Below are 13,701 nucleotides of genomic sequence, written 5' to 3'. Positions count from 1 at the left end.
AATAATCTCCTTTATGTCATGAATTTACGGACAGCTTTGCCGTGCAGGTAGTCGCATAAGGCGCCCTGGCGGGTATCGCGCCGTTCTAATTCTTCGTCGATCATATCGCGGATGCGCCACCAGCCCATGCCCCAGTTGGCAAAGTCTGTCGCCTCTTTCGGCGCTCTTCCGATGAGGCGCTGGAAGACGATGTCCGGCCGGCTGTATTCGAGGAAGGCTACGACGCGGCGGACGTATTCTTCGCAGGTGAAGAGGCTGATTTCGCCCTTGGCATACCATTCGGCCATGGCCGTATTTTTTATGATGTACAGGGCGTGGAGCTTGACTTCATCGGTCCCGGCAGCGGATACGAGTTTGGCTGTTTCGATCGTGTCTTCCATCGTATCCCAGGGCAGGTCGAGGATGACGTGGGTACAAACCCGGAAGGGATAGTCACGGAGCATCATCATGGCATCGACGTATTCTGCCGTCGTATGGCCGCGGTTGATCTTGGCCAAGGTCTTGTAGTTGGCCGTCTGCAGGCCGAGTTCGACGAGGATGTCGACACCGTACGCTTTTTTGATGTCGGCCATGATGTCGAGGTAGGTTTCATTGAGGCAGTCCGGCCGGGTGGCAATGGCCAGGGCGACGATATCGGGCCGGCAGGCTGCCGTCAAAAAGTCCCGGAAGCGGTCGGGCGGCAAGTAGGTATTGGTAAAATTCTGAAAATAGGCGATGAATTTATTGGCCTTATATTTCGGTTTGATATGGGCCATATTCTGCTCGATCTGCTCCTTAATGGTCACCGAGGCCGGCAGGTTTTCATAGCCGGCGCCGATGGAGCCGCAGAAGGCACAGCCCCGGATTCCTAAGGTACCGTCGCGGTTGGGACAGGTATCGGGGATGCTGATGGGCAGTTTATATACTTTTTCCCCATACGTTTCTTTTAAATAGGTCGAATAGACACGGTAGCGTTCGTTCACAGAGTCTCTCCTTTTGCCGGAATGACGAACCAGTGGGCCCGTTCTTTCTGTTTCTCGGCAATGATATAGGCCGGGCCGTCGGGAACGGTCCCGTAGCGGCTCAGTTCAGCCTTCATGGCCTCGCTGACAGGCCAGATATAGTAGCGCATCTTGAGGTCGCGCCAGTTGGTAAAGCGGTAGTGAGGAATATATTGGCGGAGCCAATCTTCCTTACGGAAGAAGTCGTCGGTCCGGCTGCGTTCCGCCGGCTGCCAGCCGAGGAAGTCGGGATGGAGGCGGAAGCGGAAAAAGGTCAGCATGTCGAGGGCTAAGAGTTCTTTTGCCAGCGCCCGCTGATCCGCCGTCAGCTCCAGGATATCGTCGAGGCAGTGGCCGAGGAAACGGCACAGCGTATCGTCAGACAGGGCCTTTTGGTCATTATGAAGGACAAGCCACTCATCTGTCAAGACTTCATAGAGTTTCATGTAGTCCGGCCCGTACTGCCGGCCCAGCCAGGACAATAGGTAGGTGAATTTCCCTGAGTTATAGGTCCGTTCGAAGACGTCTTCAAAAACCTTTAAATAGGCCACTTTTTCGTAAGGCAGCCAGGTCGTGGCCAGGACTTCATAAGGGCCCTTGGGGTCATAGCGATAATCGTCCGGATAGTCGCGGCGAATGCCCGATCCTTTAAGGAGCTTTAAAAAGCCGATCTGCAGCTTATGGGGCCGCAGGGAATAGATGTCGTTGAAGGATTGGCGCAGGTGGCCATAGTCTTCATAGGGCAGGCCGACGATGAGGTCGAGGTGAAGGTGCATCGTATCGAGGGCTACGAGGCGTTCCATGATGTGCGTGATCCGCGGCCAGTCGTTGTGACGGCGGATGGCCTTCAGGGTCGGTTCATACGTCGTCTGAATGCCCATTTCCAATTGGATGCGTCCCTTGGGGGCCTTGGCCAGTAAGTCGATGTCGTCGTCGGTCAAGACGGCCGGTTCGATTTCCAAATGAAAATTGACCTTTTTTTCGACACCGATCATGTATTCCACTAAAGGCCGGTGATGGTGCGGGCTGCAGTTAAAGGTCCGGTCGACGAATTTCACCTGGGACACGCCGGCGTCGACGAAGGCCTGTAGTTCCTGTAAGACTAAAGGCACGGAGCGGAAGCGGACGCGGTCGTTCATGCCCGACAGGCAGTACTGGCAGTGGAAGGGACAGCCGCGGGAGCTTTCGTAGTACATGATGCGGTGGTCGAGGTCGCGAAAGTCCTGATTTTCATACGGAAAAGGCAGGCTGTCGAGATCGTCGATTTCTTGAAAGGTTTCGTCGCCTTTGATCGTCCCGTCGATGCGGCCGAGGACGCCGGGAATCTCCGTGCCGTCGCCGCCTTTTTCGAGGGCCGTCAGAAAGTCCGGCACCATGACTTCCCCTTCCCCTTGAAGGACGTAGTCGATCTGCGGGCAGTCCTCCAGGACCTTGCGGGCCGTATAAGAGACTTCCGGGCCGCCGACGAAGACCTTGGTCTTGGGAAAGACGTCCTTCACTAAGGAGATGATGTGGCAGGTCATTTCAATGTTCCATATATAACAGGAAAAGCCGATGACGTCGGCTTTAAAGGCTGCTATGTGACGCAGGATGTCATAGGGATTTTGATTGATCGTATATTCAGCCGCCTCGACAACCACGCCGCGGTGGGCACAGGCCGTCGTCAGACAGCGCAGGGCCAGGGACGACTGAATAAATTTCGCATTCAAAATGGTGAGCAGCGTTTTCATGTAAGACCTTCCTCTAACTTGATAATACATTAAGTATACCGCAAGGACGCCGTTCTGTCATGTTTTTTTCGCCAACCACCGGCGGCCAGCCTTTTCGCGATTACCGATTTATGATAAGATGAGGTAGTATATAGATTCTCACCTATGAAAAGGAGGCTTTTCCTTGTTTAAAATAGCACTCGCCCAGACCCGGGTCCACCCCGGCAATCCGCGGCAGAACGCGGCGATCATGAAAGACTTCATCGCCAAGGCCAAGGCCGCCCACTGCGATATCGTCGTCTTCCCGGAACTTTCGATCCCGGGCTACTTCATCGGCGATATCTGGGACCAGCCCGATTACATCGATGAATGCGTCCGTTTCGGCGACGAAATCCGTGACCTGTCCCAGGGCATCGCCATCATCTTCGGCAACGTAGCCAAAGAGACGGATCGGGTCAACCTCGACGGCCGGACGCGAAAATACAACGCCATGTTCATCGCCTACAACGGCAAGTGGCTGTCACCGGCCCGTTCGCCCTACCCTTTCTACATCAAGACCCTGCTTCCCAATTATCGGGAATTCAGCGACATCCGCTACTTCACGTCCCTCATCGAAGTCGCCCAGGAACGCCACGCCTTCCCGGAAGACTTCTTGTCGCCGGTCCAGATTCCCTTCGACGACGGCCGCAAGTTCCGCATCGGGCCCCTCATCTGCGAAGACAGCTGGGATGAAAACTATCCCTTCAAACCGATGCACTACTTAGGCAAGATGTACGATATCGACCTCTTCGTCAATGTTTCAAACTCGCCCTTCACCCTGGGCAAGACCCAGCGCCGCCACCGCCTCTTCGGCCAGGCCATCGACAAGATTCACTGCCCGGCCATTTACGTCAACTGTACGGGCATCCAGAACAACGGCAAAAACATCTATACCTTCGACGGCGCCAGCAGCACCTACCAAAAAGACGGCAGCCACCACAGCGCCTGCACGCCCTTTACAGAAGAACTGCTCATCGTCGACTTCGACGAAACGACCCAGGCCTTTACGTCCCCGTCGAAGGTCCAGCCGGAAAAGTCGCAGATCGAAGATATTTACGACAGCCTCCACTACGGCCTCAAGCACTTTATGGATACCATCGGCGTCCATAAAGTCGTCATCGGCGTATCAGGCGGCATCGACTCAGCGGTCAACGCCGCCCTCTATGCCACGGTCCTGCCGCCGGAAAACATCCTTCTGGTCAACATGCCCAGCTGCTACAATTCGGACATGACCAAGAGCCTGGCCAAGGAACTGGCCGACAACATCGGCTGCCTGTACACGGTCATCCCCGTCCAGGACAGCCTGGAACTGACGCGGAAACAGTTCAGTGAAACCATCCTCCATCAGGGCCAAGCCGATAAAGGTCACCTGGCCCTAACCAGCTTCATCGAAGAAAACATCCAGGCCCGGGACCGGTCGAGCCGCATCCTGTCGGCAGCGGCCGCAGCCTTTGGCGGCGTCTTCACCTGCAATGCCAATAAGGCCGAAACGTCCGTCGGCTATGCCACCCTCTACGGCGACAGCGCCGGCTACCTGGCCGCCACGGCCGACCTTTGGAAGCACCAGGTCTACGAACTGGCCCACTACTTAAACGACAAGGTCTTCGGCCGCGAAGTCGTCCCCCAGGGCAGCATCGATATCGTCCCCAGTGCCGAATTGTCGAATAAGCAGGATGTCACTAAGGGTCAAGGCGACCCCTTGATCTACCCCTACCACGACTACCTCTTCGCCGCCTTCGTCGAACGCTGGCAGCGGGCTACGCCGGAATCGATCCTCAACTGGTACATCGACGGCACCCTGGAAAAGAACATCGGCTGCGCCGTCGACGTCCATAAGCTGTTCCCGACGGCCAAGGAATTCATCGACGACCTCGAACGCTGGTGGCGCCTCCTGGCCGGCTTTGCCGTCGCCAAGCGGATCCAGAGCCCGCCCATCCTGTCCATCAGCCGCCGCCCCTTCGGCAACGACCTGCGCGAAGCCCAGCTGACACCGTACTTTACGACGCGGTACCTGGAATTAAAAGAACGCCTCCTTTCAGAATCTTTCTAACGTATACCACAAAGGACTGCTGATTCACAAGCGTGAATCAACAGTCCTTTTTTCATGTCATCCTGTACAGTTATTGATCTTGTCCAAGGATCATTCCTTGAAAGAATGACGATTTTCCGGTGTCATGCTCTTGATGAGGTCTTCTTTCGAGCGGTTCTTGAAGTCTTCGACTTCACCCTTTACGGCCTTATGAAGCTGTACCGTTACCTGTTCATTCTGATGGGAGTAGTCTTTAAAGGACAGTTCCAAGACTCCGTCTTTCTCCTGATAGGTAAAGGTCAGGGGGTTTTCCGTCGTCGTCGTCAACGTATTGTCTTTTTCCGTTGCCTTGAGATTCATTTCCTTCATCGTCGTCCATTCATACTGCTGGTTGTCCTGGTTGACGATGCTGTCGATCAAGCCCGGATCGGGGATATCTTTTAATTCCCAGTTGCTGCGCTCTAAGCTGACCGTATAGCCATCGCCGGTCTTTTCAATATTGACGTCATAGACGCAGTCCATTTCTTTCGGGAAACCCGTTTTCCCGTAGCCGACCCATTGGCCGGAATAGTCGACACTCTTGGTATTGATGCAGCCGCTGATAAAGGCGACAACAAAGATGCTGACCGCTGCAAACACAACTAGTTTCATGAATTTTGACAGTGAACTCATTAGATTACCTCCTTATGTCGTAATATCAGTTCTTTTAATCTGTGAAGGAGAAGTTTCTCCCCATTTTATTCAACTTATCCAGCAATTCTTCTTTCTGGCGATTTTTAAAGGAATCCAAGTCGCCGGCAGCGTCTTTGCTCTTTTGCAGGGTGACGATGGTATCACCAGTCTTATACTGGAGCTCTTCCTTGTCGGCATTATAGGTCAGGGATGATTGGCTATTGCCTGCAATTTCTAAGACATCGTTCTGAAGACTGCCGGTCAATTTTTCCGTTTCGTTCTTCCAACTGTAAGACGCACTGCTGCCGCTTATGCTTTCCTTGGCATTCCAATAGGAGCGGGTCTGTTCAATCGTATAGCCGTTGCTATTGCCGTCTTTTTCAATCTTCAAATCATAAAAACAGTCAAAATCGGTCTGGTTATAGCGCCCGGTACCGGTCCATTCACCGGCAAATTTGTCCGAACTGCCGCAGCCGCTGATGAAGACGGCGGCCAAGATGGTGACGGCCATGACGACGGCCAGTTTCATAAAACGTGAGAATCTCATAGGGTTGCCTCCTTTTACGATCATACATCTCGATAAGCCCCCTCCCTTTTGGGAAGGGTCCTGCACTCGTTATCATCTATTCAAAAGGTAATTCGTGCCTGTAAAGAAAACAGCTGTCCCGACCGGCATCTGCGGCAATCGATGACGTCTGATACCGTCAGGATTGAGGTCATGATAAAAGACGAATTTCGCATTTATCTCATTACTATATAACATAGAATGATTAGTTCTGTCAATACAGAACCATTAAAATTCACAGGTGGACAGCCCGTTTCCGCGCTTTTTGAAGTCGCCGTGTATCGTGAAAATTCGTAGGAGAAAACAAAAAAACACGCCCTGCCGAATTGGCAGAGCGTGTCAGGAATGGTAGCTTAAACGCGGGTAAGTCAGGAGCCGACTACATGTCTTTCAGTCGACCGATTTCGCTTTTCGGGCGAACCCGTTTGTGCCCAAAGTTTTCGACGATGATGAACATCATCGGAATGAGGAAGACGCCGACGATGGTCGCAACGGACGTACCGAAGACGACGGTAATCCCCATGTTGACACGGGATGCGGCGCCGGCACCGGAGGCAATGGCCAGCGGAATGGAGCCGACGACGAAGGCCAGAGACGTCATGATGATCGGGCGCAGACGGATCTTAGCGGCTTCAATGGCAGCCGACACGGGATCCATGCCGCGCTTATCGACACGGACTTTGGCGTATTCGATGATCAGGATGGCGTTCTTGGCAGCCAGGCCGATGACGGCCAGGATCCCAATCTGGAAGTAGATGTTGTTCTGCTGACTGAAGAGGTAAGCAAAGATGGCGGCGCCAAAGACACCGGCCGGCATACTGAACAGTACGGCAAAAGGAACCTTCCAGCTTTCATAGAGAGCTGCCAGTACCAGGAATACGAAGAGGATAGCCAAGCCAAAGACGTAGACCGTCTTGTTGCCGGCTTCAACTTCTTCACGGCTCATGCCGCTCCATTCGTAGGCATAGCCTTCACCGAGGGTGTCCGCGGCGATTTCTTCCAAGGCTTTGATGGCATCGCCGGAGCTGTAGCCATTGGCCGGAGCCCCTTGGATGTTGATGGACGGATAGTCGTTGAAGCGAGTGATGATCGCTGCCGAACCCATCGGTTTCGGACGAACGAAGTTCGATACCGGTACCAACTGATTACTGGAGTTGCGGACATAGATATGGTTGTTGGCATCGACGGTTTCACGGAATTCCGGAGAAGCCTGGACGATGACCTTGAAGTTACGGCCAAAGATGGTGAAGTCATTGACCTGATAGGAACCGTAGAAAGCCTGGAGCGTCGAATAGAGATCGCTCAGGGAGACGCCTTCACGGGCGACTTTGTCGCGGTCGATTTCCAGCTGATAGCCCGGGGTGTCAGCGGCAAAAGCCGTGTAAACCGAACCGATTTCCGGACGTTGGCGGGCAGCGGCGATGACTTTCTGTGCCGTTTCCGACAGTTCAGCCGTCGTATGGCCGCCGCGGTCTTCAAGCTGCATGGAGAAGCCCGACGACGTACCCATACCGTCAATTGGCGGCGGGTTGAGGGCGATGATCGAAGCCTGAGGAATCTGAGCACCGCGGGCTATGATCTTGCCGATCAAGGCGTTGACCGACAGATCCTTGGTCGTACGTTGATCCCAGTCGGTCAGACCGATGAAGGCAGCGGCGGCATTCGATTTCTGGCCGTCGGCCAGGATGCCGTAACTGACGATGTTCATGGCTTGTTCAACACCGGGCTGTTCTTTCAGCCAATTGCCCATTTCTTCACTGATTTTCTTCGTTTCCGTCTGAGAAATGCCTTCCGGCAAGGTGATATCCATCATGACGAAGGCACTGTCTTCGGCCGGTACGAAGCCTGTCGGCATGACTTTGAAAACACCGAGGGTGGCCGCACTGATGATGATCAGGAAGACGACGCACCAGCGCAGGTGGAGCTGTAAGTGAGCCAGAACCTTGCCGTACCAGGCGATGAGGCGGTCGAACCACTCATTGAATTTGTTGAAGAATTTGTAAATCCCCTTGGGATTTTCTTCCGGTTTATGAATGTTCAAGATGGTCGAGCACATAGCCGGTGTCAGGGTCAGGGCGACGAAGGCCGAAATGAGGACCGACACGGCAACGGTCAGGGCGAACTGGCGATAGAGGATACCGCTCATGCCGCTGATAAAGGCGACCGGAATAAAGACCGACGCCAAGACGCAGGCAACGCCGATAACCGGGTTCTGTACGTTTTCCATGGCGATGATCGTCGCCTCTCGCGGACTTCGGGCGTTATACTTGATTTCATATTCGACGGCTTCGATAACGACGATGGCATCGTCGACGAGGAGACCGATGGCCAGAACCATGGCGAACAAGGTCAAGGTGTTAATCGAGAAGTCGAGGACTTTAAAGAGAGCAAAGGTCCCGAGAAGGGATACCGGGACGGCGATCAACGGAATGAGGGTCGACCGGCCGCTCTGTAAGAAGAGGTAAACGATGAGCGCTACCAGGAGCAGGGCTTCAATGAAGGTCTGGATAACTTCTTCGATGGAGGCCCGGATGAACTTGGTGCTGTCGTATACGACGGCATAGTCCATGTCGGACGGGAAGGATTCTTTCGCCTTTTCCAGGACCGCTTTAGCCCCGCTGACGGACTGCATGGCGTTGGCATCAGCCGTCAGGCTGATCATGAAGCCGGCCGCATTACTGCCGCCGAGTTTGGACGTGACGCTGTAATCTTTAGAACCTAAGTTGACTTCAGCGACGTCGCCGACGCGGACCATGGTGCCGTCCGTATTGGTGCGGATGATGACGTTCTTAAACTGTTCGGCTGTCTGCAGACGGCCATCGGTACGCATGGTGTACTGATAGGTCTGGTTGTTAGCCGACGGCTGGGCGCCGATGGTACCGACGGCAGCCTGGGTATTCTGTGCCGAGATGGCTGAAATGACGTCCGTCGGCGTGACGTTCAGGATGCTCATCTTCATCGGATTGAGCCAGATACGCATGGCATAGTCGGAACCGAATTCCTGGACGCTGCCGATGCCGGGAACGGATTTCAAGGCATCCATGAAGTACTGGGTAGCATAGTTCTTCATGAAGGTTTCATCATAAGAACCGTTCGGCGAGGTCAGGGCGAATACCATAGCCATGGAACTCGTCGACTTCTGAACGGTAACCCCTGTCGCCGTGACTTCTGACGGCAAGGTCGAAGAAACCTGGCTGACACGGTTCTGGGTATTGACCGTATCCATGTCGCCGTCACTGCCCGTTTCAAACTGGGCCGTCAGCGAATAGGTGCCGTTGTCATTACTGGAGCTTTCCAAACTGACTAAGTTGTCGACGCCGACCATCTGGCGTTCGATAACGCTGGCGACGGTCGTGCCGATGACTTCGGCGTTCGCCCCGGGATAGGAGGCCGACACGCGGACCTGAGGCGGCGTAACCTGAGGATACTTGGCTACCGGCAGTGTCACGATTGAAATGATGCCGAGGATGGAGATGATCAGCGAAATGACGACGGCGAAAATGGGCCTGTCAATAAAAAACTTTGATATCACAGTCTCGCCTCCCTACTTGTTCGACGACGAGTCAGAGGCCGTATTGGAGTTATCGTTGTCGATATCCGCCTTGGTCAGCAGGTGCTGGTCCAGCGTAGCTCCTTTGGCTTTCTGATAGCCGTCGACGATGACGACATCGCCGCTTTGAAGTCCGCTGGTGATGATCCAGAACTTACCGACTTTCTGGCCCGGCGTAACTTCACGAGTCTGAGCCTGTCCATTGCCGTCGATGACGGATACGTAGTATTTACCGAGGGTCTGCTGGACAGCCCGCTGCGGTACGGACAAGGCACTGCGCTGAATTCTGGTATCGGAAATGACCGTTGCATACAGGCCTGGGATGAGCAGGTTTTCCGGGTTGTCAAAGACGGCTTTGACGATGATCGAGCCGGAGCTGCCGTCCATGCCGTGGTTGACCTGGGCAATGCGGCCTTCATAAGGATATACGGAGCCGTCGCTCAGGCGGAGCAGGAGGTGATCGCCCCAGTTATTGCCCGAACCGTCCGTCCCCTGCTTGGTCATCTGCAGGTATTCGGCTTCACTGATGGAAAATTCGACATAAACAGGATTGCTCGACGAAATGGTAACCAAGGCCGTAGAGCCTGCCGTAGCATAGGTACCGATGGGAACGTCGTCGACGTTGAGCTTGCCGCTGAACGGCGCATAGACGATGGTGTCGTCGACGTTATCCTGGGCGGCATCGACCTGGGCTGCATTGGCCGCAACGACAGCCGCCTGCTGCCTTGTTGCCGCTTCCTGGTCGGTTACGGTCTGCTGCGGAATGGCATCTTGACTTGCCAGGGCCTGGTAACGGCGCAGATTTAACTGTTCATTGGCCAAACTGGCTTCAGACTGGGCCTGTGTTGCCCGGGCCTGCGCTAAGGCGGCATCGTAGGTGCGGCTGTCGATGCGGAACAGGGCCTGGCCTGCTGTAACATCCTGACCGCCCTGGACGTATTTTTCTACGACCCGGCCGGAAATCCGCGGCTGAATGGGCACTTTATCCATGGCCGATACGGTACCGCTGTATTCGGCCCGAATGGGAGTGTCTGCCGCGACGACCTTATACGTATTGACAGCAACGGCCGCTTTAGCTGCGTCTTTATCAGCGCCACAACCGGCTAGGAGCGCCGCAGCCGTCAGGACGGCAACACTCATCGTCGCAAGTTTGCGTTTTTGCATCATCTTTAGTTTCCTCCTATTTCTTTCGATTCCTGATTTTTAATGCCGTATAATAAGACCTCGACACACCGCTTCATATAGGCACTAAAACTGGAATCTTGATTGACATCGTTGAAGTACTCGAGGATGTCATCGGATGCGCTGTGCAGCATGCGCAATAACAGGACTTTGTCAAAAGGCTTGAATTCCCCTGTTTGCTGGGCTTCATCGAGGATTTGTTCTAAGAGACTCCAATCCTTTTGGTAACGGGATTCCAGGCGTTCGTAGACATCGGGCATCTTCTCCAAAAGTTCGCATATATTCCGCACGGACAAGACTTTCCAATTTTTATTAGGTATTTCAAAAAAGGCAATGATTTTTTCTTCACAAGTCATCGTCTTATCATCAAGAAGCTTCTGATGATATTCGTAAATCGGATCGAAAAATGAAATGATTGCTTGTTCTACGATTTCCTGTTTTGACGAAAAATATTCGTATAAGGTTCGCTTACTGATACGCAGCTGGCGGGCCAAATCATCCATGTGGAATTCTGCCCCGTGCTGATCGATTTCACGCAAGGCTTCCGCCAAAATCTTAGCGCGGATATTTTCTGTCATTCAAACACATCCTACTCCCAAAAAATAAAACATACTGTCTCCAAAACTCAAACATAAAACCCAGTACCACTTTATAGTTTAATATACCGAACTTTATAAGTCAAGATAAGGTTTGTAAACAAGTTGCAATTATTATTTTTCCAATTGGCCGGCCAATTTACGGACGGGCAAAAAGCGGTATAACAGGGCTCCGCAAGCCGCGCCGAGGCAGGTATTGGGTAAAAAGGCGACGATGAAAAACCACAGGGCCACGGCTTTGGAATCTAAGACGTAGGCCGCTACCGGATAGGCGATGAGGCCGCCTAAAAGGCCGGTCCCGACGATTTCACCGACGACGGCACCCCAAATGGACCCGGTCCGTTTATACAGGATTCCGGCCAGGGCTGCACCGATCATGCTGCCGGGATAAGCCAGGACCGTCCCGACGCCCATGGCCATGCGGATCGACGAGATGCAGAAGGCACCGGCCGTCGAATAACGCCAGCCGACGAGGACGGCTAAGAGGACGTTGATGAGGTGCTGCAGGGGAAAGACCCGGGCCCCGCCGAAGGGAAACGAAACGAAGGGAGCCAGGATGACCCCGATGGCGATGAAAATAGCTGTCGCCGTCATTTTTTTAAGTTCAACATTGTTCATCGGTAATCAGAACCTTTCCATACTGTTGTAACATACGATCGTTGAGGCTGTAAAAGGCATCGAATAAAAGGGCGTGGAAGGAACCGGGCCCGGCACTGCCGCCTCTTTCCATGGCCAGTTCTCCGCCGATACCCATGGCCGTGACGCCGGATACGGCTGCCGTAAAGGCGTCGCTGACGGCGGCAAAGGAGCCGATGAGGGACGACGTCATGCAGCCCGTACCGGATACGTAGGTCAGCATGGGGCAGCCGTTATGGACGGTCGCTGTCCGGGTGCCGTCGGAAATGATATCGACGGCGCCGGTAATGGCGATGGTCGTCGCCAACTTTTGGGCAAGGTCCGCCGCCAAGGCGCTGTCTACGGGACGGACGAGGCTGTCGACACCGAGGTTCTGGCCGCTCTGATGGTTGGCCAGGCAGGTGATTTCCGCGGCGTTGCCGCGGATTACCGAAAGGGGCAGTTCCTGTACCAGGCGCAGGGCAGCCTGGGTGCGAAAGGTCGTCCCGCCGGCGCCGACGGGGTCGAAGATGATCGGCACACCGTTTGCTGCTGCCGCCTTTCCGGCCAGGACCATGGCCTCCAAGGTCCACTGCTGAAGGGTGCCCAGGTTGAGGACCAGGGCCTTGGCAGCTCCGGCCATTTCGGCGACTTCTTCGACGGAATTGGTCATCGTCGGCGAGGCGCCGATAGCCAGGGTCGCATTGGCGCAGTCGTCCATGGTGACAAAATTCGTGATGTGATGGATCAGCGGACGTTCCCGGCGCAGGGCCGTAAGCTTCGATCCGACTTCTTCGAGGATGATCATGGCCTCCCCCTCAGTCTTCTTCGCCGTCTTCGCGGGCTGCGACGTTCTTATCAAAGAGGGCGTCGGCAAACTGAGCGGCATCGAAGGGACGAAGGTCGTCGACGCCTTCGCCGACACCGACCCAGCGGACGGGGACGCCAAGTTCCCGTTTAATCGACAGGATGACGCCGCCTTTCGCCGTGCCGTCGAGCTTGGTCAGGACGACACCGGTCAAGGGCACGACGTCGCCGAAGAGCTTAGCCTGGCTGACGGCGTTCTGGCCCGTCGTAGCATCGAGGACCAACAGCGTTTCCTGCGGAGCCCCGTCGATGTTGCGACCGGCGATGCGAGCCATTTTCCGCAGTTCTTCCATGAGGTTCGACTTGGTCTGCAGGCGGCCTGCCGTATCGACTAAGAGGATATCGATGTTTCGGGCTTTGGCCGAAGCCGTGGCATCGAAGACGACGGCTGCCGCATCGGCGCCTTCCTGATGTTTGACGATGGGAGCACCGACCCGTTCGGCCCAGATGGTCAGCTGTTCCGAGGCTGCGGCCCGGAAGGTATCGCCGGCAGCCAGCATGACCGATTTCCCCTGTTCTTCATAGAATTTGGCAAGCTTGCCGATGGTCGTCGTCTTGCCGACGCCGTTGACGCCGACGACGAAGATGACCCGCGTCCCGTCCGTTTCCGGCACGGGTTCGTCGTTTTCATTCAACAGCTTGACGATGCACCGTTCGAGATAGGGAACGACGTCATTACCGTCTTTGATCTCCCGGTCTTTGACGCCGGTCCGGATCTGGTCGAGAAGGTATTCCGTCGTTTCGACGCCGATGTCACCGGTCAGCATGACGGCTTCCAAGTCGTCATACATGTCGTCGTCGATTTTCGCGTAGCCGCGGACGACGGTTTCTATATTTTGAATGAGTGAATTTTTTGTCTTTTCTAAGCCTTTTCGAAGTTTTGAAAAAAATCCCATA

General features: G+C 54.6%; 11 protein-coding genes. 1 reads left to right on the top strand and 10 read right to left on the bottom strand.

From position 1 onward, the window contains the following. Positions 1–11 precede the first annotated feature (11 nt). Positions 12–962, bottom strand: coding sequence for a tRNA modification radical SAM protein MnmL/YtqA (locus HMPREF3201_RS02285; protein WP_062411547.1), 951 nt, complete (start codon positions 960–962; stop codon positions 12–14). Continuing rightward, positions 959–2,710, bottom strand: a complete 1,752-nt coding sequence (locus HMPREF3201_RS02280; protein ID WP_062411546.1) for a B12-binding domain-containing radical SAM protein — start codon at positions 2,708–2,710, stop codon at positions 959–961. The genes HMPREF3201_RS02285 and HMPREF3201_RS02280 overlap by 4 nt, the downstream gene beginning before the upstream one ends. 163 nt (positions 2,711–2,873) lie before the next feature. On the opposite strand from HMPREF3201_RS02280, the gene nadE reads away from it, so the two are divergent. After that, positions 2,874–4,778 carry an NAD(+) synthase gene (gene nadE, locus HMPREF3201_RS02275; RefSeq protein ID WP_062411545.1) on the top strand — a complete coding sequence of 635 codons (1,905 nt, stop codon included), beginning with the start codon at positions 2,874–2,876 and terminating at the stop codon, positions 4,776–4,778. 90 nt (positions 4,779–4,868) lie between these two features. Here nadE and HMPREF3201_RS02270 read toward each other — a convergent pair whose 3' ends face one another. From HMPREF3201_RS02270 to ftsY, 8 genes are all read right to left on the bottom strand, one after another. After that, positions 4,869–5,429, bottom strand: coding sequence for a hypothetical protein (locus HMPREF3201_RS02270; protein ID WP_062411544.1), 561 nt, complete (start codon positions 5,427–5,429; stop codon positions 4,869–4,871). Between the two features lie 34 nt (positions 5,430–5,463). Continuing rightward, on the bottom strand, positions 5,464–5,976 hold the full coding sequence (locus HMPREF3201_RS02265) for a hypothetical protein (RefSeq protein ID WP_154254125.1): 513 nt from the start codon (positions 5,974–5,976) through the stop codon (positions 5,464–5,466). A 397-nt stretch (positions 5,977–6,373) separates the two neighbouring features. Further along, on the bottom strand, positions 6,374–9,526 hold the full coding sequence (locus HMPREF3201_RS02260; RefSeq protein ID WP_062411542.1) for an efflux RND transporter permease subunit: 3,153 nt from the start codon (positions 9,524–9,526) through the stop codon (positions 6,374–6,376). A gap of 12 nt (positions 9,527–9,538) precedes the next feature. Next, positions 9,539–10,711, bottom strand: coding sequence for an efflux RND transporter periplasmic adaptor subunit (locus HMPREF3201_RS02255; RefSeq protein ID WP_154254128.1), 1,173 nt, complete (start codon positions 10,709–10,711; stop codon positions 9,539–9,541). 2 nt (positions 10,712–10,713) lie between these two features. Continuing rightward, positions 10,714–11,304 (bottom strand): TetR/AcrR family transcriptional regulator, encoded by a 591-nt coding sequence (locus HMPREF3201_RS02250; protein ID WP_062411541.1) that lies wholly within the window; start codon positions 11,302–11,304, stop codon positions 10,714–10,716. Between the two features lie 132 nt (positions 11,305–11,436). After that, complete coding sequence (gene thiW, locus HMPREF3201_RS02245) at positions 11,437–11,940, bottom strand: energy coupling factor transporter S component ThiW (protein WP_062411540.1); 504 nt, start codon at positions 11,938–11,940, stop codon at positions 11,437–11,439. Further along, positions 11,927–12,745: a hydroxyethylthiazole kinase gene (gene thiM, locus HMPREF3201_RS02240; protein WP_062411539.1), complete on the bottom strand. Its 819-nt coding sequence runs from the start codon at positions 12,743–12,745 to the stop codon at positions 11,927–11,929. Before thiM ends, thiW begins: the two co-directional genes overlap by 14 nt. 10 nt (positions 12,746–12,755) lie before the next feature. Then, positions 12,756–13,700 carry a signal recognition particle-docking protein FtsY gene (gene ftsY, locus HMPREF3201_RS02235; RefSeq protein WP_062411538.1) on the bottom strand — a complete coding sequence of 315 codons (945 nt, stop codon included), beginning with the start codon at positions 13,698–13,700 and terminating at the stop codon, positions 12,756–12,758. Between the last annotated feature and the right edge of the window lies 1 nt (position 13,701).

The organism is Megasphaera sp. MJR8396C (assembly GCF_001546855.1).
Classification (GTDB): domain Bacteria; phylum Bacillota; class Negativicutes; order Veillonellales; family Megasphaeraceae; genus Megasphaera.
Note: the sequence above shows the minus strand (reverse complement) of the source record. Positions and strands in the feature narration are given on the sequence as shown.